This is a genomic window from Flavobacterium marginilacus (assembly GCF_026870155.1).
GTDB classification, from domain to species: Bacteria; Bacteroidota; Bacteroidia; order Flavobacteriales; family Flavobacteriaceae; genus Flavobacterium; species Flavobacterium marginilacus.
This window is the reverse complement of the sequence record NZ_CP113975.1, coordinates 792,476-813,285: the sequence shown is the minus strand read 5'-3', so window position 1 is coordinate 813,285 and position 20,810 is coordinate 792,476. Positions and strand designations below refer to the sequence as shown.

The following is a 20,810-nucleotide window of genomic DNA, read 5'->3' as shown; positions in this document are numbered from 1 at the left end:
TTTTTACTTTCTTCTAAACGGATCAAGCTAGATTTAAATCGGTTTGATTCGTTTTTCATTTAACGATTATTTTATCTAAAGAAACAAAATTTCCTGTACTGCCAAATCCTGTTCCGTCTTTTTTATACCAGTTGCCATGTTCCCCTACAACGGTTACAATAAGTTTATAACTGCCTTTTTTCAATACAGGACTTAAATATTTTAAAGATGATTCGGGATATTTGCAGTACATTTCAATTAGATTCGACTGAATTCTTTTTCCATTATGATTCTGAATTTCTATTTGAGCATAACCGCCGTTTGGACGGGCTGTACCATAAAGTCCAATTTGAGTTCCGTCAAAATTTACCGAGAAAGAAGCTCCTTTGACATCAGAACTGTTATCTGAAAAAGAATCTGCCGATGACTGTTTCTTCCAGTTATCAGAATACTTTATTTTATCAGTTTCTGAATTTTGAATAATTGTCCCTTTCAGAGCTAAATCAGACCACTCTCCGGTTGTGGTATTGATCTGCCAATTTTCCTTATAATCAGGCAAAGAAATCGAATCGTTTTTTACCAATAAAGGCTGCCAAACATAAGTCGCCGCCGATTTTTGACGCGGAAAAGCCCAGCGGTCTCCGCCAAACAAGTAGGTAGTCCCTTTTGAACCAACAACAGGAAATACAAATGTTGACTGCGAATTCCATGTTAATGAATTTTTGGGTGCGAAATTCTCATGAGCTTTCCACGGTCCTTTTAAGGAATTTGACGTAAAATAATAATTATCATTTCGTTCCCATGAAGTCAGAGAAGAACCCAGCCAAAAATAGATGCTGTCTTTTTTGAAAATAACTGGAGCTTCACAATGCTTAGTCATGTCTTTCACAATCTGTTCCGTAACACTTTTGTAATCATCACTAAGTTTATATAAATTACCAGAATGCGTTATAACGTAGCCACTTCCGTCAGTATCCTGAAAAGTACCCATATCCCACTTTTTGATGGGTTCTCCGTTAAAAAGTAAAGGCCCCTGAAAAGTATAAATACCATTGATCGTCTTTGACGTAGCATAACCCACACACTGATCTTTATACTTCAGGTCATCGGTATGCATATACATGATATACTCGCCTGTTTTTGGACATTTCATCACTTTGGGTCTTTCGCCAATGTGGCCTGGCCCTAATTTTCCGGATCCTTGAACAGGAAGGACAATTTTCTCAAATTTCCAATTGTATAAATCCGAAGAAGAATAACAGCTAAAACCTGTAAAATCGATAACTGTATCGCTTTTGTATTCGCCAAAAAAATAAAACCGGCCGTTATCTTTTATAAGTCCGGCACCATGAGCACTTACGACATTTCCTTTTTCATCATACCAGGGAACACCCGAATAAATGGCATTTATTTTTTCTTTCTCCTGCGCATTTCCAGCTATATAAATTCCTAAAAAGAATAGTGACAGAATTGATTTAATTTTATAATTCATATTTTAAAACTGCATTTCTTTAAAGACCAAAAAACGATTTTTTGTTTCAAAAACAAATTATCTTTCAAAAGAATGTTCTCCCGAACCAATGTTGTCCAAATAAAGATAATTTCCTTCCTCGACAGCCGCTACTTCTCTGTTATCCAATTTAACTGCAGTTCCTTTTTTACCGCATTTTGGCACGTACACTTTTGCAGTACAATTGACAGGAACAGTTATTTTTAAACGATAATTATTATTTGTGTAATTCCAGTCAGCTTTGACATCTCCTTTATCCGTTGGATAAATTCCTTTGGCATACGTTAGTTTGTCACCGAACCAAAGTGGTTTTATCTGGATTTTTTCATGCTGCGGGCTTAAGGCTTTTATTCCTAAAATATAATTCTGCATAGCCAGCAGACCTACCGCTCCCCATGGATGCGACATACTTTGGCCAGTTGTATCTGCATCCCAGGATTCCCAGGTTGCAGTAGCTCCCTTTGTAATGGTTTTTGCCCAGCCTTCCCATTCAGGATTAGTATATAAATCAACCAGATGTGCTCCTTCATCAGCCTGTCCAATTGATTCCGGCAGCCAGCGCAGACAAACCATTCCGATATTCATTTTTTGTTTTTTGATTTCTTCTATAACTTGCTTTTTATTTGTTTCGGGTACAATATTTAACGCATAAGGAAGAATGTTTGCATGCTGTGAGACATGAGTACTCACACTTTTATCATTGTGAATTCCATCAATATAGACACCATCCTGATTAATAAGATTTGTGTTAATTGCTTTTTTAACAGCTTCGGTTTTCTCTGCATAAAGTGCTTTATCTGCAGAATTACCAACGACTTCGGCAATTTTTGAGAGAATATTGAAATCCTCATAAGCATAAGCATCAATAACCGTTCTGGAATCTGCAGTCATGTCGTAGCCATAGCGCATGGTTGCAGGCCAGTCAATAATTCCAAATTCATAAGGCCCTTTTCCGCCTTTTAACTGATGGATTAATCCTGTACTTTCATTTTTATAAGCATCAACATAATCGGCTATTTTTTTCAATCGGGAATAATTGGACTTTAAAAATTCAATATTAGAAGTCTGCATATAATAATCCCAAACCCACAGAAGATAAGCCTGAGTAAAATCGGGAATATCCCTTCCGCCGTCAACATTTGGATACACGGCATTTAATCGTCCGTCAGGCCAATACTGATCCTGAGATTCTAAAAATTCGTTTAGCGTACGCATATTCATCGTACGATCATACATTACACTCATACAAGGAACGGCCTGTGACCAGCTGTCCAATAAAAAACCTCCTTTTTCTCTTGTCGGCGTATCAACAAAATCTTCCTGTGCCCCCAGAATTAAAGTATGCTTCATTAACTCCCACGTTTTATTCAGCATTTCATTCGATGTTTCAAATGAAGAACGAGAAGAATCCAATTCGAAATGACGGCTGATAAAACTGACATTGCTTTGATTCAGTTCATTTGGTGCATTATCAACCTGTAAGTAGCGCATTCCAAAATAAACATTCGGATTAAAAACAGAATTACTGCCGCTCGGAATGTATTTAAAGGCCAGATTAGTAGATTGGTTAAACTTTGGTGAAACCGTTCCGTCATCAACCAGAGCAAATCCTCCTAGCATTTTGATTGTATCTTCTGGGAAACGTTCCTTAAAATTTATCTTGAAACTGCCGGCGTATATTTTGCCTAAATCAATAATATATTTTCCATTTCCTAAATTTTGTATGCTTTTAGGTTTGATTTCTTTTTCAATAACTCTTGTTAAATCGGATGGTAAAATACCTGTCCAAGGAGCAGTAGGCTGTGCGCCAATTTCTACTGCGCTGCTCCAATTGGAATCATCCAGTTTTGCGGTATTCCATCCAGCAATACTTTTTCGGCTGTCAACCGATTCTACTCTTCCTACTCCCTCACCGCCTCGTTGCGGCTGGCCAAGAAGCCATTGCGCAGCCTGCGTCTGTTTCCAGGATTTATCAGACCCAATAATCGTCTGTGTGCCATCACTATATTCGATAATCGTTTTTAGAATCATGCCTCGGCTTGCCGCTGCACGCCCCTGCCCGCCTCCGTACCAGTGCGTGAGACATGCCAGCAGGTTTTCAGTATTCTTTTTTAATAATGCAGTAACATCCCAGGCATTGTAATAACTGTATTGCGGATAGTGATTATTGAATCCTTTGCCAACAAATTGCCCATTCACATATAATTCATAACTGTGACAGGCAGAAAGGTAAACGATCGCTTTCTTAATTGTTTTATTGGGAAGACTCACTTTTTTTCTGAAATAAGTAAAATCATCGTTGTCTTTTGAATCTCTTTTAATCCATTGTGCAGCTTTCCAATCTTTGTCATTCAACAAACCTGTTGTAAAACTAGCAGGATTTGAATACGCACTCACATTTCCGTCTTTATCCCAGCTGCGGACTTTCCAATAATAAGCAGTAGCAGCTTTAAGAGCCGCTTTTTCTAAATAAATATAGTTTTGTTTTCTGGAACTGGTCTTTTTACTATCCCAGACATCTCCTCTGTCAGCTTTAAGATTAGCGAGACTGGAAGAAACAATAATCTGATAAGCCGATTGTATTTCGTTTTTATCCGTATCGCTTACATACCACCCAAAATAAGGCTTATCATTTGTACCAATAGGATTTTGTTTGTCAAAACTGCGTAAGTTAAAAGGTGCATTTGGATTTGCTGCTGTAATTTTAATAAACGAAAGAACAAAAAGTGCTAAAATTAAAAATTGTTTTATCTGCTTCATCAATGGTGGTTATGATTTGGTTAAAATAAAATTTGCTTTAAAAAAAGAGTTCACTTTTATGACAGCTTCACAAATTTATGAAAGTCTTTTTTTTTGAGTATCCTGATTGAACGCAGACAGTTTCTTTAAAATACTTTAACTGATTTTTTATCACCAGCTCTTCTCAATTCACATCTTTTACACTTAGCTCATTTTTTATTCTTGACAATTTTTAGTACTTTTCAGCGTTCTAATACCATAATAATAAATAATGAGCACTGCATCAAGAAACATTAGTCGTCTAACATTCCTTTTTTTTGGACTGCTTTTTGGTTTTATCTTAAACTCTTCCCTATCTGATAAGAAAAAATCTTTGATTATGTCAAGTATTATTTTTGGCATGCTGCTTTTATTAATGTTTTTTTTACGCTTTTGGCCACCATATAATCCGGAAAACAATGCAGCACTTGCTGGCGGAGGAGGCGGAGGCGTTACAATAAATTTTGGCGACAGCGATTTGGGATCAGGCAGAGACACAAAAAGTGAGGCTTTGAATGTTCAAAATGAAGCCAAACAGACTCCTGCAAAAAGCACGCCTCAGGAATCCATTTTATCACAAGAAAATACCACCGAAGAAAGTGTCGTAATTCCGCAGAAAGAGAAACCTAAAAAAACCGAAGTGGTTGTCAAGGAAACTCCTAAACCCGAAGCCGTAAAACCAAAAGTATCCAATTCTACGAATGATGCCTTATCCAGCATACTAAAAGGTTCCAAAAAAGGAGGTGACGGCAACGATAATACTGCCGGCAACAAAGGAAAATCCAACGGAAGTCTGACCGCAACCGGCTACTATGGCACGGGAGGTTCCGGCGGAGGAACAGGTGGCGGTAACGGAACAGGAAACGGTATTGGCAATGGCAGCGGTTACGGTCCTGGAAGCGGAGGCGGTTCTGGCGGAGGTACTGGAGGCGGTTCCGGTTACTCGCTTGGTAACAGAAAAGCGCTATCCAAACCCGCTCCAAAATATACCTGCAACGAATCCGGAAAGGTGGTTGTGGAAATTTCTGTTGATCAAAACGGAAAAACCATAAGTGCAACACCAGGAGTAAAAGGAACAACTAATACGGCAAGCTGTCTTTTAGATCAGGCTCGAATTGCTGCAATGAATACCAAATGGGAATCTGACAGCAATGCCCCAATAAAACAAGTTGGAAAAATTATTTATAACTTCAGTTTGAATTAATCCTACGATCAGGAGCACAGCTTTTGTGCATTTTCAACAGCAATTCCGCTGTACAACTACAATTCTCGATCAAGAAAAACTTCGGCAAGAAAGTCTTGTTTTTCTTGATCGGAGATATCTCTCCATCGGAGTTAGTTTACTGATTTTATTTTTCAGAAAAAACGCATTTTTTTTGAATACCTCATCAATAATCTGAAACAAATATTTGTACATTTATCTAAATTTGGATAGATATGTGAAAGGTTGTTGCTTAAATATACAAGTTGGCAGACACTTCAACCAAAAGAAGAAAATAGAAATATGAAAGAATTTTTAGAACTGAACAAACCTAAATTACCATTTGCTTTTAAAATTACTTCAATTTTATGTTTATCTGTTTATTCAATCTTTTTGATTTTAGCAAAGTTCAATCAAAACCAATTTCCGAGCATTAATTTATTGCTTCTAATCTTGATGATTGCAGGATTTCTATTTCCAATATTGATTCTTCTTACTGCATATTTACATTGGGAGAATGAAAAACGATATTATAAAAAATTTATAATAGCAAAAACTGATAAAAATGAAAATAGTTTTGGCTATTCGGAAAAATTAATGAATCAAGACTCAAAATGTTTTTTTGCAACAAAAATATTGTCTAAAAATATAAAGAGTTTTGAAGTTGAAATAAAATTTGAATATAAGGAAATCGCTTTTTATATATGCGCAATAAATAAAGATATAGAAAATGCTAAACTAAAATATTTTGAAAAAAAACTCAAAGAATTAAATTTTGAAAATTTCATTTTTAGGGTATTTGTTTTAAAAATAAAAAGGAAAGAATTTGATGAAAACTCTTTAAAAGATATTGAAATTAAATTAGTAAAGCTTGTTAATTTATTCGAAGAATATGATTACAAACCTGAAAAATAGAAGTGATCTGCCAACACTTGCTACAATAAATTTGGGCAATTGGCTTAATTTAAAAATAGTCTTGTATTTAGGTGCTTAGGTAAATCCGAAAATAAAGCATAATTTAATCCTAAATCTCTTGTAGCAAGCGAAACGTTATAGAGCATTTTAAAAGTACACAACAAACAAATGACGGAACAAAATAGTAAAGACACAATTGTTGAAAAACTAAATAGATATCCTGATATTAAATACTACAAAAAAAATGAATATGAACTTGAAATATTTTGTAGAAACGAAAAGGGTTTTAATATTTTGCTGCAGACAAATCAACGTGAAAGCACACTTCACTTTGGAGCTTTTCATTGGCACTATGACTTTACAGAATATCAAACTAATGAAATGCTAAACCAACTTCTTTTCGGTTTAACAGGTATTACAAGGTTAAAAGTGTTTTCAAAAAAGAACAAAGCATATAAATGGATATTGCAGATTCAAGACAGAGATGAGAATTGGTTTGATAATGGATCAATGGGACTAATAAACTTTAATTTTTGGACAACGGCAGACATTAAATATTTTCAAAATGACCTTTTGCCAAAGAGTTTATTATATTCTGAAGCTGAAAAAACAGAAGCTAACTGAGTAAAAAATGCAATTTCCTTAAAAGCTTTTCTAAGCAACAATTTAAAATAAAATGGAGAATAAAATAAATATTCCTAAACCCTGTAATCAAAATTGGAATTCAATGACACCAGATAAAAATGGTAAATTCTGTAATTCCTGCAATAAAACAGTTGTTGATTTTAGAAAAATGGAGAATCTCGAAATTCGAAAATATTTGGTTGAAAATTCAGGCAACGAAAGTGTCTGCGGGCATTTTAAAGCTAATCAAGTTGAAACCGGAAACAATATCAGATATTCTAATCTGAGAAATCGAATCAGCCGAATTAGAATCAAACCCATTAAAAAAGCGGCATTGTTTTCCCTGAGTATTCTTTTTACTTTATCAAGCTGTATGGGAAAAGCAGCAATAGATGGAGAACCGGCTATTGAAAATGATACAATTAATGAAAATGAAATTCTTAAAAAAGAACAGAATACAGAAAAACAGAATGATTCTATAAAAAAAGAAATTATTCAGAGAAAGCAAAAATAACCTCTGCTAACAGCTATCAAACTAAAATCCATCTGAAACAAAATGAATAAAGGTCTCCAAAATTTCCCAATATTAATAACTGAAAGGCTAACGCTCCGGCAGCTTTCAATTGATGATACTGCAGAAATTTTACTGTTGCGCTCTGACGACGAAATAAATAAATTTTTCAACAGGAAACCAAGCAGAACATTAAACGATGCTTTGCACTTCATCAAAATTATTATTGAAAATGACGATACTTTTTATTGGGCGGTTACAAAAACTGGCGACGAAAAACTAATTGGTACAATCTGTCTGTTTGACTTCGAAGATGATACGGCGAAATGCGAAATCGGATACGAACTAAGAACCGAATACCAAGGACAGGGAATAATGGCTGAAGCCGCAAGGAACGTTATTCAATATGCAGCCGATACACTTGGAATAAAAACAATAGATGCATCAACACACAAAGACAACAAAAGTTCAACAACCCTTCTGCAAAAATTAAATTTCAAAAATTTGGAAAGCATTAACCCTGAAAATCCAAATCTGATTTCATTTAGATTAATCAAATTTAAATAAATATGCGAAGATTTATTTCGTACACAAAGAAGATTAACTAGCAGCAATATGAACGACACGGCAAAACATAAACAAGAACTTTTAGACAACGGATTTTCTGTTATTAACGATATATATTCTATTGATGAAGTAAACAGTATCCTGACAGCTATTAACACTGCTGATACTTCAAAAGATACATTTAGAAAATCATCCGATTTATTTGCTATCAGACAATTTCTAAAAGAACTGCCACAGATAACTGACCTAATTTTTAATGACAAATTAAAAACTATTATCGAACAGATTTTAGGCAGCAATTTTTTTGTGGTCAAAAGCATCTATTTTAACAAACCTGAAACTTCCAATTGGTATGTTTCTTATCATCAAGACTTAACAATTTCAGTTGATAAAAAAATTGAACTTAACAGCTTTGGCCCTTGGACAACTAAACAAAATCAATTTGCAGTTCAGCCGCCAACAGAGATTTTAGAAAACATAACAACCATTAGAATTCACCTTGACGACACAGACGAAAATAATGGCGCTTTGCGGGTTGTGCCTAAATCACATCTAAAGAAAATTTACAGACCCGAGACAATTAATTGGGACATTGAAACAGAAACTGCCTGCTCTGTAAAACAAGGCGGATTAATGCTGATGAAACCATTGACATTACACAGTTCAAACAGAACAACTAACAACAGAAAAAGACGAGTTATACATATTGAATTTTCAAACACTGAATTGCCGAAAGAACTTAAATGGGCAGAACGGATAAACTTAAACTGACTTGACAAACTGCAGACGATTACCACGTAAGTTTTTTATACAGAAAACTATTTTCTTTTATATGACTGTCCGCAAATAATACCATGTGTTTTTTTCGCCATTGATTACACAGATTCTCACAGATTTCAGTACTATTTTTTTAAAAAATCTGTGTAAATCTTTTTAATCTATGTCTAATTCGATCAGTTTGGTACTAGTTAAGGATTGTCATATTCTTTTATTTCAAGAAAATTTTCTTTCCTGTTTCTGCTGCTTTATAAACTGCATTAATAATTTTTATATCCTTTAATCCTTCTTCTCCTGTGATATGATCAGGCAGTTTTTTATTTTCTAACAATACTTTACAAATTTCATCCAATTGTGTTTTCTGCTGATTTATTACAGGAAATTTCAATTCCTTTTCTGATGTTCTGCCAACAAAAGGTCCATAACTCAATGCGGGGCTTAATTCAAAACTGCCCTCATCTGCCGATGCATAAAACCTGTCAATATAGTAACCGCAGGAAGTATTGCAGTTTGCTACAGCACCGCTCGGAAATTCCATCTGCCAGGAAATGCTTTCCTCGGTCTCCGAAAACCTGTCTTTATTGTTCACCGGACCAAATTGTGCAGTAACCGCAATGGGTTCTTCACCTAAAACGTAACGGCTCGCCTGAATACAATAAATCCCTAAATCCATTAAAGCGCCTCCGCCTAATTTCTTATTCAGTCTCCATTCACTTCGGTTATTCTTATCAACAATTGTTTTTTTATCTAGAGTGTCATATGTTTTATAACCTAGCGATGCTTCTATAAACCGCACTTGTCCAAAAACTTTTTCTTGTCCTAATCTTTTAATTTCCAAATGTGTTGGCTCATAATGCAGGCGATAACCAATAGCCAATTGAACATTATTATCATTGCAGGCTTTTATCATTTCTTCACAATCGGCAGGAGAAACTGCCATTGGTTTTTCTGTAATTACATTTTTGCCTGCTTTTGCAGAACGGATTACAAATTCTTTGTGCAGACCGCTTGGTAAAACAACATAAACTAAATCTATATCTTTATTATTGACAATCTCATCGAAATTCTGATAATTATAAATGTTCTTTTCGGGAATATTATACTGTTTCTTCCACTTTACCGCTTTTTCAGGTGTGCCAGTTACTATTCCCGATAAATTGCAGTACTCGGAAGCTTCAATTCCTGCGGCTAACATACCTGCGTAATTTCCTAAACCGCAAAGCGCTATATTTAACTTCTTCCCAGTATATGGTTTCTCAGTCTTTTCTGATGAAGTTATGTAAGAAGGAAGTGTTGTCATAACAGCAGCTGCTCCAACACCCAAACCAAATTTATTAACAAACGTGCGTCGTGAAATGTTTTTCATAAAATATACTTTTAAGTTCGTTCTTGAATTTATTAGTATACTCTTTTTTAAAATGTTACGCTTTTCTTTTTTTTTGAAATACTACTATGCAAGCTTTTGCTTTGTTCCTTGTGCTGACCTGTTTATGTACAAGAAATCCTAACAGGTCTCCAAGACCTGTTAGGTATCAAAAACCCATTTTGCTTCTAAAAAACAATAATACCTAACAGGTTAAAAAAACCTGTTAGGATAGACAAATATCTCATTTTGCAGCATTCCGCGTGAGAGATAGAAGCAAGTTACCGAAGTAACGCGGATAGCCCGACAGCATAAAGAAAAGGAGCCGAATCACCGCTGCGATGATTTGGCTCCTTTTCTTTATGCTGGCACGCCCAAATATTTTTAAAATTTTTATTTGGGACTTGTGGCGATGACAAATTTTAAGTTGTTCTTCACTCCTATCTGCAATACATCGACCAAATCCTGAACCTGGAGATTGAACGGAATCCGGACAACCACGGTTTGGTCTTTTTGGGTATCAATTTTAGACATCAACGTAGTTTCGAGTTCTTCGAAAGCAACGGGCTGTTTGTCGATGAAGAATTTCTTGTCCTCTGTAACTGACAAACTGATGAATTGTTTGTTGGTTTTTTCATGGGATTTTGCCTTTGGCAGTGTCATTTTTATCACGTTTGGATTCGCCAAAGTGGAAATAATCAGGAAAAACAGCAGTAAAAAAAACATAATGTCACTCAAGGACGAAGTGGCGACCTCGGCGTGAAATCTTCTTTTTCTTTTGATGGACATAGTTTATGCTTTTTGGATGATATTTACGAATTCCAATATTTGTTTCTGCACTTTTAATGCATAACTGTCAATTTTTCCGTTGAGTAAATGGTAAGCACTGTAAGCAATGATTCCCACGATAAGCCCGGAACCGCTGCTGATCATTTTCTCATAAAGTCCTCCAGAGATATTCCCGATACTGATGTTTTCGGTCACAGATATGCTGTAGAAAATTTTGATTACTCCAGAAATTGTTCCGATGAATCCAAGTGTTGGCGCAATACCTGCAATAAGTCCCAATTGTCCAAGATGCTGTTCCATTTCGGCGATTTCGATATCGGCGGCGCGGTCCATATTCGATTCGATTTCGGCAATAGGACGGCCAATCAGCGCGATTCCTTCTTTGATAACATTTCCTGAAGCGGTGTTAGAGCGGTCTGTAATGGTAAACGCCAGATCAAATTTTCCCGAAGTCAGGTGATCTTTGACATCGCGCATCATAAGCGGATCTACTTTGGCTTTTTTATTTATGTACAAATAACGTTCTATAATGAGGTAAAAAGTATAAAATAGTAAGATTGCAATAGGTATTAAAAAAAATCCTCCTTTTAGGATGAACCCTAAAACAGAAATTTCGGTAGTTGGCGCAATTTTTTCGACAACAGCACTAGAAGCGGCAGCAAGGGTATCAGCTTGTAATTGTATTAAACTAAACATATTTTATTCTGGGTTTATAATCGTTAATTCTAAAAAATATTTCAATTTTGTAAAAACTATTTTTCACTGTAATATTAAACTAAAAAAAGGGAAAATTATTTCAATTTACAACTATTTTATCAAAAATTAATGAACTATCAAGAAACCACAAACTGGATGTTTAATCAGCTCCCAATGTATCAATTGCAGGGAGCATCGGCTTATAAAAAAGACTTAACCAACATCCATTTGCTGGCAGACCATCTTGACAGTCCGCATAAAAAGCTAAAATGTCTGCACGTTGCCGGCACAAACGGCAAAGGTTCTACTTCGCATATGCTTTCTTCTATACTGCAGGAAGCGGGCTATAAAGTTGGATTGTACACTTCCCCGCATTTAATTGATTTTCGGGAGCGCATCAAGATCAATGGTGCCGAAATCTCTGAGGATTTTGTCTGTGAATTCATAGCGCATCATAAATCTTTTTTTGAAGCCAATGATATGAGTTTCTTTGAAATGACCGTTGGATTGGCTTTTGATTATTTTGTAAAAGAAAATGTAGATATTGCTGTTATTGAAGTGGGATTGGGCGGAAGACTGGATGCTACAAACATTATCACTCCCCTAGTTTCGGTAATAACCAATATCGGGATTGATCATGTTCAGTTTTTGGGCAATACGCTGGAATCTATCGCAGGTGAAAAAGCAGGAATTATCAAACCTAAAATTCCAGTAGTTATAGGCGAATATACTCCAGAAACTCAGCCTGTTTTTTCAGCAAAAGCCAAAGAAAACAATGCCGAAATCTATTTTGCATCGGATTTGATTACAGAAACTCCTCCTTCTGATTTAATCGGCGATTATCAGCAGCACAATAAAAAAACGGTTATAGAGACTTTTAAAATCCTAAACGAACAAACCAATTTTAAAGTGAGTGGCGAAAACATACAATTGGGTTTGATGAATGTCGTAAAAAACACCGGCCTGCTTGGCAGATGGCAGCAATTGGGAGCAAATCCAAAAGTGATCTGCGATACAGCACACAACAAACACGGTCTCGAAATTGTTTTGAAACAAATACAAAAAGAAACTTTTGAAAACCTTCATATTGTCCTGGGAGTTGTCAATGATAAAGAACTGGACGAAGTACTGCCATTATTTCCAAAAAATGCTGCTTATTATTTTTGCCGGCCAAATATTCCAAGAGGTTTGGATGCTGATATATTAAAAGAGAAAGCTCTAATGTTTGAATTAACAGGAAATACATACAGCTCTGTATCAGAAGCTTATGCCACCGCTAAGAATAATGCCGCAAAAAATGATTTCATATATGCAGGCGGCAGTACCTTTGTAGTGGCTGAACTGCCTTTAAACAAAGAGGTTTAATCAATTCCTGTTTTTTCTCCTAAAAAATAAATCAAAAACACATAACTACTTGATTAACAATTTACTAAATTTATATATGTTTTTTGTTAATTAATAATTTAATTTTTGGTTTATTATGAAAAAGAGATTTTTTTTTTCGCTGGGAATGTTAATTTTAACATTCTTTCTAAGCATAAACAGTTATGCGCAGGACCTCCCCAAACAAGATTCCCCAAAGCCTGTATTTATTACAATGACAACCCTACACAGAAATTTAGATACGGATCCTAAAGATTGGAAGGCGACGGAAAAAGAGTATTTTGACAAAGTAACGAGCAAAAATGATTTAATAATCGGCTCTGAAATTCTAACTCATTATTACACTGGAAACAGTACCGAAATTATTCTAGTCAGCGTTTACAAAAACTGGGACGATATAGAAAAAGCAGAAGCCATTTCAGATGATCTTGCCAAAAAAGCCTGGCCCGATGAGAAAGCCAGAACTGCTTTTTTTGATAAACAAAGAAGTTATTACTCTCCTTATCATTCAGACGAAATTTACAGTTCTATTGAAACCATTGGCGTGAAAGAATTCAAAGCCGCCACAAAAGAACCCATGATTGTTTACATCCGAAAATCCCAAATGTCTTTTAATAACAAAGGAAAAGGCATGAAAGAATACAATGAAAAAATCACCCTGAAAGATCCGTTTATCAAAGGTTATTATCCGTTTCGCCACGCTTGGGGATCAGACAGCAGGGATTTTATGGAAGCCTACTTTTATGATTCTTTTGGAGATATTGAAAAATCAAATCTAAAACAAGACGAATTGGTAAAAGCCACATGGCCCAAAGAAGCTGACAGTAAGGCTTTTTTCGATCAGTTAAAATTAGCATTCACAGGTGTGCATGGAGATTACATATACCACAACCTGCCCGAAGCTTCCAAATAAAATAACAAACAGCACAAATTGCGTTCTTACTATGCCGTTTGTGCTGTTTTTTTGCCTCCTTTTCCCAAAATGTAGCAGACTTTAAAATCATAAAACCTCATCTTTCTGTTTATGATTTATTTAAACTTTCTTAATGTAAGATTTATTGTTTATTAACAAGCGATATATAGTATTAGTATAGTTTTGAAAACAAAAAACAATTTATCTACAACATGCAAAAATTTCACTTTTTAATGCTATTTCTTAGCATGAATGCTTTCTCTATGCCTTTTTCAGAGAATTTTATACTTACTAATGATGGATCGAAGATTAATATAAAAGCTAACTTTTTTCGAATTGATAATACTGAAAAGATAGTACTCTACAAACTGCCAAACTCCGATGCAGAAAGCAGAATTAAATTTAAAGACTTTAATTATATCCATATTGGAACAACTAAATTTAAAACATATAAATTAAATAATTCTAAAGAAATAAACGGCTATTTTGTTCTGTCAGAGACACCTTCAAAAACACTTATTTTTACAACTAAACAAAATGATGACGAAGAAAGTTCTAAAATAAACTATGTTTTTTATGTGCTGGATTCAAATAATAATATCCTAGACGGTCTGGAATTTGACAATCTTAAAAGCACTAAATCAACTGCAGTACGAGGTGATATTTTTCCTAAAATTCAATTTTATTTTAAGGGCTGCGAACAATTAATCGCACGAATTGAATCCTATGACAATGTAAATAATCAGAATATGTCCATTTTAGATTTCTTTGATTCGCCGGTGTATATAGAATGTCTAAAATAACAAAGCTTCCAACTGATTGGGAGCTTTGTTATTTTATAATAGAATCAGTTTCAACAAACACGGCATTGGCATTAAAAAAAAGATAAACACGAATTACACTAATCTACACTAATTCTTATCTCAAATCAAGTTTTACAACTTTTTACTGTTTCGAATATTTTGTGTAATTAAACAGCAATTTTAATTCGTGCAGATTAGTGTAATTCGTGTCAGAAACTTTTAAAAGCGAATGCCGTGTTCAACAACTGCTTTTGCTTTCTATTAATTATCTTCTGCATCTTTCGTCTCTTCAATGTCCTGACCCTGACTGCCCATTTTTATTTTTGGTTTGTCCTGAGTTCCGGTAACCGTCAGCGGAATACCAAAAATTCCAAACGGCGGTAATCCCAAACGCATTTTGATATTCAGTTTGCCGTCAAGGCTTGAGGTTCCTTCAATTCTGGGTCTGAATCCAGCATATTTGAATTTGAAACGCTCAATAGTAACTATATTGTTTTTCACCGTGGATTTGATGTCTACCTTGGACAGTTCAGGGTTTTTGATCGATTCATGATTTGTGGTTTTACTCACAGCATTGAACATTTTCATCCCTTTTACTTTCACATCTTTTATCGAAAGTACGCCTCCGCCAATCAGCGAAGGATAAACAGGCATCATCTGCTGGTTCAGTCTTCCTTTTATTTTGTAATCCAATGAAACAATTCCCTGTGCACTTTCGGCTGCGCTGGCCATTTCTTTGAACATTTTTACTTCCTTGTATGCTCGGTGTATATCAAAATCAGTGGCTTTGATCTGGTATTCAAAGACTGCTTTTTTAGGAGTTATTGCCTGATAAGCAGCATTCATCGTAACATTACAGCCAATTAAATTGAAACCAGTATTCTGCATCACAATTTTTCCGTTTTTCATTTTCACGGCACCTTTCCCATCCTGCAGAGTAAGCCCCTGATAATTGATTTTGTGTGCTGTGGCATAAAACTGCAGATCCAGATTAGACGGAATGATAATTACTCCTGTTTCCTGCGTTGCAGGTTTTGGACTATTTTCTGTAGTGGCAGGAATTTTATCAATTGTAGTAGTTGTAGATGTGCTCGACATAAACTCATCAACATTGATGTATTTTGAATTTAACGTAAACGATCCTCTTAAAGTCCCATTTTTGGAAGACATAAAATTAAATACATTCTGCAGATAGCCATTCAGCTTGAAATCAGACTGACCGTAGGAAGCCAAGAATGTATTAAACGACATTTTATCCTGATTAAATTTAAAAATTCCTTCTTTAATCAGCAATGATTTTGGCAGATATTCCGTTTGAACATTAATGTTTCGAAGTTCAAGAGTTCCTTTATTCTTTAATTTACTGTAATCACCTTTTTGTGCATAGCTCTGAATCCCTTTCAGTTCCAAATCGGCTTTGATAAAACCATCCACATCCAGTCCTTTTTGCGAAAATACCTTGTAAATTTTACTGATATTCAGAGTCCCTTTGGCCTTGATGTCATAATTCAAATCATCAAAGTTTTTCATGTCGGCTTTTACCCAAAAAGGTTCTCCTTCAAACGTAAAACCAGCCGGAGCCAGCACTACCGAAAGTCCGTCGTAAGTTCCTTTCGTATTGTTTATTTTGGATACCACATTGATGTTGGTAATCGGATTTGGATAATATTGTGTTTTCACAAATCCGTTTTTCAAGTTCAGTGAACCGCTGGCGTTTGGAAAAAGTCTTTGCTTCTGGTCAAGCTTTCCTTTTGCTTTCAGATCACTTACTAACAATCCTTTTAACTCAACATTCGGAATCCCGAGTGCTTGGTTTAATTTTTCCAGATCAATATTGGAATTCAAAACCAAATCAATGTCGGGCGCAGACAGACCGTCCATTTTCAGCTTCGTTTTAAGATAATTTTTCTCAATGTTTAATGATAGGTTTTTGGCGTCCAGCTGTAAAAGTTCTGGATTCAAAGACGGCACTTTTGTCGCAACATCGATGTTTAGATTTGAAACCGGAAAAGCACTTTTTTTATAATTTATAAATCCGTCTTTTATTTTAAGGTCCATATTCAAGTCTGGTCCAATATTTTGCGAAGCGATGTATCTGCCTTTCAAAGTAAGCAATAAATCAACATTTCCCTTAAGTTCTGTATCTTTTAACCACGTAATGTATTTTGGCGGAAAAGCCGTAAAAAGATCATTCAGGTTACTTTTATCCGACTTAATTTTGAAATCCATATTATAACCATCCTTCAGGAAATCAAATTTTCCGGTAAAATCTACCAGCAGTTTATTGATAAAAAGATCATTTTGCTCAAAAACAAAAGACAGCGAACTGGTATTGATTTTAGTAATCAAATCTCCGTCCACTTTTTTATTCATCAAATAAGGTTCTTTTTGATAAATTACATTCAATTTCCCGATTTTGACTTTGGAATGCAGTGCAAATATGGCTTGGCTAAAATCCCCGTTCCCTAAATAATCAAACCCAAAAGCGTCTATATGGAATTTTGTAGATTGATCATCATAAACGAGCTTACTGTTGTTAATTTCGATTGCTTCCAGTTTCAAGCCTGTGTCGGATGCTTCTTCTGGCTCTTTTTCCTTTTCCTTCTCAGCGATATAGACATTATAATTGGCCTCGCCTTTCTCATTTACTTTCACATTAATCAGTGAATTCGAAAGGAAAATCTGGTCGATTTTAATCGTTTTCCCAAAAACAAGACTGCCCAAATTAATCCCGAAAGCAACCTCATCGGCAGCAATTAATCTTTCATTTTGAAAAGGAGCCGAGCCATTAAGCTTAAAGTCAGTCAAAGAAAGAGTTAATGACGGAAAATGCCTGAAAAAAGAAACGTTAGCTTCATTATAATTCAATTCACCGTTTAATTTTTCATTGGCTGTTTTCTTCACCTGTTCCCTGATTTTATCTGCAAAAATCAAAGGAGTGATAAACATCAGTGCCAATAAAACTGAGAATGTAATTCCTGTATATTTTAGTATTTTGAAAAAAAGTATTTTATAGTTGGTTGCCGCCATATTTTTTATCTGAATTAATAAATAAAATTTAAAGTACTAAAATTTATTATTCCAAAGAATTATTATCCGTGAACTGTTTCATTTTTGCCATAATTGGTAATAATCGAGGTTTCATACTCAATCCATTCCTTCCAGCGCTTGTCTACGTCAAAATTATCTACATATTTTCGGGCAAAGCCAAGGAAAGTAGTGTAATGCCCTGCCTCTGAAATCATAAGATCTCTGTAGAACTTAGCTAATTCCTCATCTTTTATGTTTTCGGACAGCACTTTGAAACGCTCACAGCTTCGGGCTTCAATCATAGCAGAAAACAACAGTCTATCTACCAAAGCATCCTTTCGACTTCCGTCTTTTTTCATGAATTTGAAAAGCTCATTTACATAATGGTCTTTGCGTTCCCTGCCCAAAGTCAAGCCTCGGCTTTTTATCAGATTGTGCACCAATTGCAGGTGATCCAGTTCCTCTTTGGCAATGACCAATAACTCCGTTACCAGCTCTTCCAGCTCCGAATTGTAAGTGATTAAACTAATGGCATTGGAAGCCGCTTTTTGTTCACACCAAGCGTGATCGGTCAATATTTCCTCAATATTACTTTCCACTATATTTACCCAACGAGGGTCGGTTGCTAATTTCAATCCAAGCATAACTGTTGATTTAATCCCGCAAAATTAGTCATTCCCTGCCGATTTTCCTTTAAAAATGATGCTTTAACCGCTCAAAATGCATTATTTTGCAACATTATCATTAATTCTTATGACCCAAATTCAAACGCTTTTAATCATTGGTTTTGTTTGGCCGGAGCCCAATTCTTCAGCTGCAGGCGGCCGAATGCTGCAGTTAATTGAACAATTTCAGCAGCAGGGATTCGGCATAACATTTGCCAGTCCGGCTATGGACAGTGATTTCATGACTGACTTAGCTTCATTGGGCATAAATAAAAAATCAATCGCTTTGAATTGTTCCAGTTTTGACACTTTTGTCAAAGAACTGAATCCTGCCGTGGTTTTATTCGACCGATTTATGATTGAAGAACAATTTGGCTGGCGCATTACCGAGAACTGCCCTGATGCGCTGCGGATATTAGACACCGAAGATCTGCATTGTCTGAGACAGGCGAGACAAAAGGCATTTAAGGAAAAACGAGAATTTGCTCTTATTGATTTACTGAGAGAAGATGTTGCTAAAAGAGAAATCGCCAGCATTTTGAGGTGTGATTTATCACTAATGATTTCCGAATTTGAAATGGATCTCTTGAAAACCACTTTCAAAATAGACGAAAAACTACTGTACTATCTGCCTTTTTTATTGGAACCGATTTCGGAAACCACTTTCGAAAAACTTCCTGCTTTCCAAGAAAGAAAAGATTTTGTGTTTATAGGCAATTTTCTTCACGAACCCAATTGGAATGCCGTTCAGTATTTGAAAGAAACCATCTGGCCTTTGCTGAGAAAACAGCTGCCCGAAACTGAACTTCATATTTATGGAGCATATCCTTCGCAAAAAGTATTGCAGCTGCATCAGCCCAAAGAAGGTTTTCACATCAAAGGCCGTGCTGCTGATGCCGATGAAGTAGTGCGAAATGCAAGAATTGTTCTGGCTCCATTGCGTTTTGGCGCTGGAATTAAAGGAAAACTGATTGAAGCCATGCAGTGTGGCACTCCGAGTATTACAACAGCAATCGGTTCCGAATCAATGCAGGGAGATTTACCCTGGAACGGATTTGTAACTGATGATGTGCCTGAATTCATAAAATCTGCCTCTCAATTGTACCAAGACCAAAAACTTTGGACTGAAGCACAACATAACGGAATCGCTATTATCAACCAGCGGTATTCAAAAGAATTATTTGAAAACGATTTTGCCGAAAAAATCCATTTTTTGATTACGCAATTACCGCAACATCGTTTGGATAATTTCTTTGGGGCATTGTTGCAGCACCACACTTTAACCAGCACTAAATACATGTCCCGCTGGATTGAAGCCAAAAACAAGAAAGTTTAATTATTAAGAGACAAAGAAGCATCATTCAAATGTTTCATTTCTAATTTCTATTGGCTTTACCTGCTAAAATTTTCATATTAAGACATTACTAAAAAAACAATATATTTGTAGCCTATAGAGCTAACCACGAGCTTACTATAGTATTCCATAACAAAACAATTTTTACCTGCAATGACTTCCAATAACAAATTTTCAAATGCTATTGCCTTATTTTCGACAGGTTTACTAGCGGGCACTTTTTTCTATGTGAAATTTAACATATTACCAACTTTTTGGGAAGTCCCTACATTGGTTCATCTCAGTTTTAGGTCTACTCTAATGAAACATAATGATATTGTTTTTCAATCATTAATGATAATTTCAATTATTACCTGTATTTGGTTTACATGGAGAATAAGAACACTAAAGCATATCTGCATTTTGACTGGTTTTGCCGCAATTTTGGCAATAACAACCTATTTAATTACTTATTTCGGGAATTTACCCATCAATGCTCAACTTAAAATCTGGGTACAGACCACGCCTCCAAAAAACTGGGCTAGAATTCTTAAAACTTGGGATTTTTATCATACCTGCAGGACAGCTACCGCCATAGGAAGTTATATAATGATATTAATTGCTACTTTTTTTAAAAAACAATTGTTTAAAAGACAATTGCTCCGCAATAATTAACCTTTTGATTCTTTTTGCGGTTCAATCATCTCCTTGGACAATATTAAAATCAATTTTATTGTATTTTTTTATTTTTTTAAAACACTAAATACCAGCAAACTGAATAATTTTTAAAAATAAAAAGCAAAATTTCTTCGAAAAAGTTTTGCATAAGCGAAAAACCTGCCTATATTTGCACTCGCAATCACGAAATGATAGCAGCCTAGTAAAATAGGGCGATTAGCTCAGCTGGTTCAGAGCACCTCGTTTACACCGAGGGGGTCGGGGGTTCGAACCCCTCATCGCCCACCAAGAAACT

At 35.4% G+C, this 20,810-nt stretch carries 18 protein-coding genes and 1 tRNA gene; 12 read left to right on the top strand and 7 right to left on the bottom strand.

Annotated elements, in window-relative coordinates; all coding sequences use genetic code 11:
- Positions 1–55: 55 nt before the first annotated feature.
- Complete coding sequence (locus tag OZP07_RS03415; RefSeq protein WP_281637296.1) at positions 56–1,471, bottom strand: family 43 glycosylhydrolase; 1,416 nt, start codon at positions 1,469–1,471, stop codon at positions 56–58.
- A gap of 57 nt (positions 1,472–1,528) precedes the next feature.
- Entirely contained in the window at positions 1,529–4,249 is a 2,721-nt protein-coding gene (locus tag OZP07_RS03410; protein ID WP_281637295.1) for a family 78 glycoside hydrolase catalytic domain, read from the bottom strand.
- Positions 4,250–4,607: 358 nt separating this feature from the next.
- Between OZP07_RS03410 and OZP07_RS03405 the strand changes: the two genes are divergently transcribed.
- From OZP07_RS03405 to OZP07_RS03380, 6 genes are all read left to right on the top strand, one after another.
- Positions 4,608–5,471, top strand: a complete 864-nt coding sequence (locus OZP07_RS03405; protein WP_281637294.1) for an energy transducer TonB — start codon at positions 4,608–4,610, stop codon at positions 5,469–5,471.
- A gap of 300 nt (positions 5,472–5,771) precedes the next feature.
- Positions 5,772–6,383, top strand: a complete 612-nt coding sequence (locus OZP07_RS03400) for a hypothetical protein (protein ID WP_281637293.1) — start codon at positions 5,772–5,774, stop codon at positions 6,381–6,383.
- 168 nt (positions 6,384–6,551) lie between these two features.
- Positions 6,552–7,007, top strand: coding sequence for a hypothetical protein (locus tag OZP07_RS03395; protein WP_281637292.1), 456 nt, complete (start codon positions 6,552–6,554; stop codon positions 7,005–7,007).
- A gap of 103 nt (positions 7,008–7,110) precedes the next feature.
- The gene (locus OZP07_RS03390) at positions 7,111–7,521 is read left to right on the top strand and encodes a hypothetical protein (RefSeq protein ID WP_281637291.1); all 411 of its coding nucleotides are present in this window, start codon (positions 7,111–7,113) and stop codon (positions 7,519–7,521) included.
- A gap of 42 nt (positions 7,522–7,563) precedes the next feature.
- Positions 7,564–8,085 (top strand): GNAT family N-acetyltransferase, encoded by a 522-nt coding sequence (locus tag OZP07_RS03385; protein WP_281637290.1) that lies wholly within the window; start codon positions 7,564–7,566, stop codon positions 8,083–8,085.
- A 48-nt stretch (positions 8,086–8,133) separates the two neighbouring features.
- The gene (locus OZP07_RS03380; RefSeq protein WP_281637289.1) at positions 8,134–8,856 is read left to right on the top strand and encodes a phytanoyl-CoA dioxygenase family protein; all 723 of its coding nucleotides are present in this window, start codon (positions 8,134–8,136) and stop codon (positions 8,854–8,856) included.
- Positions 8,857–9,073: 217 nt separating this feature from the next.
- Here OZP07_RS03380 and OZP07_RS03375 read toward each other — a convergent pair whose 3' ends face one another.
- From OZP07_RS03375 to OZP07_RS03365, 3 genes are all read right to left on the bottom strand, one after another.
- Entirely contained in the window at positions 9,074–10,228 is a 1,155-nt protein-coding gene (locus OZP07_RS03375) for a Gfo/Idh/MocA family protein (protein WP_281637288.1), read from the bottom strand.
- A 390-nt stretch (positions 10,229–10,618) separates the two neighbouring features.
- Complete coding sequence (locus tag OZP07_RS03370) at positions 10,619–11,014, bottom strand: ExbD/TolR family protein (protein ID WP_281637287.1); 396 nt, start codon at positions 11,012–11,014, stop codon at positions 10,619–10,621.
- A gap of 3 nt (positions 11,015–11,017) precedes the next feature.
- A complete protein-coding gene (locus tag OZP07_RS03365; protein ID WP_194639752.1) occupies positions 11,018–11,710 on the bottom strand; it encodes a MotA/TolQ/ExbB proton channel family protein in 693 nt (230 codons plus the stop codon).
- A gap of 129 nt (positions 11,711–11,839) precedes the next feature.
- Between OZP07_RS03365 and OZP07_RS03360 the strand changes: the two genes are divergently transcribed.
- From OZP07_RS03360 to OZP07_RS03350, 3 genes are all read left to right on the top strand, one after another.
- Positions 11,840–13,075 carry a bifunctional folylpolyglutamate synthase/dihydrofolate synthase gene (locus OZP07_RS03360; RefSeq protein WP_194639750.1) on the top strand — a complete coding sequence of 412 codons (1,236 nt, stop codon included), beginning with the start codon at positions 11,840–11,842 and terminating at the stop codon, positions 13,073–13,075.
- A gap of 232 nt (positions 13,076–13,307) precedes the next feature.
- The gene (locus OZP07_RS03355; RefSeq protein ID WP_194639748.1) at positions 13,308–14,006 is read left to right on the top strand and encodes a hypothetical protein; all 699 of its coding nucleotides are present in this window, start codon (positions 13,308–13,310) and stop codon (positions 14,004–14,006) included.
- A 233-nt stretch (positions 14,007–14,239) separates the two neighbouring features.
- Complete coding sequence (locus OZP07_RS03350) at positions 14,240–14,809, top strand: hypothetical protein (protein ID WP_281637286.1); 570 nt, start codon at positions 14,240–14,242, stop codon at positions 14,807–14,809.
- A gap of 261 nt (positions 14,810–15,070) precedes the next feature.
- Here the strand turns inward: OZP07_RS03350 and OZP07_RS03345 are convergent, their stop codons facing one another.
- Both OZP07_RS03345 and OZP07_RS03340 read right to left on the bottom strand, forming a co-directional pair.
- Complete coding sequence (locus OZP07_RS03345) at positions 15,071–17,839, bottom strand: AsmA family protein (RefSeq protein WP_281637285.1); 2,769 nt, start codon at positions 17,837–17,839, stop codon at positions 15,071–15,073.
- Between the two features lie 62 nt (positions 17,840–17,901).
- Complete coding sequence (locus tag OZP07_RS03340; RefSeq protein ID WP_194639742.1) at positions 17,902–18,483, bottom strand: MiaE family protein; 582 nt, start codon at positions 18,481–18,483, stop codon at positions 17,902–17,904.
- 109 nt (positions 18,484–18,592) lie between these two features.
- Here OZP07_RS03340 and OZP07_RS03335 point away from each other — a divergent pair, with 109 nt between their 5' ends.
- The 3 genes from OZP07_RS03335 to OZP07_RS03325 all read left to right on the top strand — a co-directional run bounded on the left by OZP07_RS03335 (position 18,593) and on the right by OZP07_RS03325 (position 20,803).
- Positions 18,593–19,840 carry a glycosyltransferase gene (locus OZP07_RS03335; RefSeq protein WP_281638445.1) on the top strand — a complete coding sequence of 416 codons (1,248 nt, stop codon included), beginning with the start codon at positions 18,593–18,595 and terminating at the stop codon, positions 19,838–19,840.
- A gap of 171 nt (positions 19,841–20,011) precedes the next feature.
- Positions 20,012–20,512: a DUF1772 domain-containing protein gene (locus OZP07_RS03330; protein WP_281637284.1), complete on the top strand. Its 501-nt coding sequence runs from the start codon at positions 20,012–20,014 to the stop codon at positions 20,510–20,512.
- Between the two features lie 213 nt (positions 20,513–20,725).
- Positions 20,726–20,803 (top strand) — tRNA-Val (locus OZP07_RS03325).
- Positions 20,804–20,810: the final 7 nt, after the last annotated feature.